Source organism: Arthrobacter sp. Hiyo1, assembly GCF_001263615.2.
In the GTDB taxonomy this organism is placed as follows: domain Bacteria; phylum Actinomycetota; class Actinomycetes; order Actinomycetales; family Micrococcaceae; genus Arthrobacter.
On the sequence record NZ_DF952472.1, the window covers coordinates 25637 to 26812 of the forward strand.

General features: G+C 66.9%; 1 protein-coding gene. It reads left to right on the top strand.

The genetic code is table 11. The features are described from left to right. A partial coding sequence (locus AHiyo1_RS13815; protein WP_059388950.1) for an NAD-dependent epimerase/dehydratase family protein occupies positions 1 to 727 on the top strand: 727 nt, incomplete at its 5' end. Positions 728 to 1176 lie beyond the last annotated feature (449 nt).

Consider the following 1176-nt stretch of genomic DNA (forward strand, 5'->3'; position numbering starts at 1 on the left):
CGACGCCGGAGACCCGGACGCGGTGGCGCAGGCGCTCGCCGGAGTCGACGTCGTCATGCACCAGAGCGCCAAAGTGGGACTCGGCGTGGACTTCTTCGACGCACCGGACTACATCCGCAACAATGATTTGGCCACGGCCGTGCTCCTGGCAGGCATGGCAGCCGCCGGCGTCGACAAACTGGTCCTCGCTTCCTCCATGGTGGTTTACGGTGAGGGCGCCTACACCGATTCGGCAGGCAGGCCGGTGCACCCCGCCCCGCGCCGGGTGGAGGATCTGGAGCACGGAATCTTTGACCCCCGGGACCCCGCCACCGGCGAGTTGTTGCTCCCGGCACTGGTCACCGAAGACGCGGCCATGGATCCGCGGAACGTCTATGCCGCCTCCAAATTGGCCCAGGAGCACCTCGCTGCCGCGTGGGCGCGCTCAACCGGAAGCACTGCGATCGCCCTCCGGTACCACAACGTCTATGGCCCTCGGATGCCCAAGAACACCCCGTACGCGGGCGTGGCCAGCGTGTTCCGCTCTGCGCTGGCCCGTGGGGAGGCAGTGCGGGTATTCGAGGATGGCGGCCAGCGCCGCAGCTTCGTCCATGTCCGGGATGTTGCGGAGGCAAATCTGTTGTCCGTTGACGCGTTGGTTGGCGGCCGGGTTGCCTCGGGCTGCGCGAGGGCATATAATATCGGCGCGTCGGAGGTCCACACCGTAGGCAGGTGGCGGAGGTCCTGAGTTCTGTTGCCGGGGCGCCCGCGCCGGTGGTCACAGGAGAATTCCGGCTGGCGACGTCCGTCATATCACCGCCAGCTCGGCCCGGGCCTGGGCCGAGCTCGGTTGGATCCCCAAGCGTGGTTTCGAGGACGGAATGCGGGAGTTCGCCATTGCACCGCTGCGCGGGGATCAGGCCTAGGCCGTAGGAGGCAAACGTCCCGGTTCCGTAAGGAAATCCGCCTGTCGCACCGGGCCTGCGGATTCTACGGTCAAAGGGTGGAGAAAGAGCAAAGCGGTTCGCGCGATCGAAGAGGAATGGCCGGCCTCCCCAACGGACCGGCCGACGATGGGGGCCCACCCGCCGCACTCGTGGACGTCGTCTTACCGTGCCTCAACGAACGTTCGGCCCTTCCCAAGGTGCTGGGAGCTTTGCCGCCTGGATACCGCGCGATCGTCGTGGACAACGGATC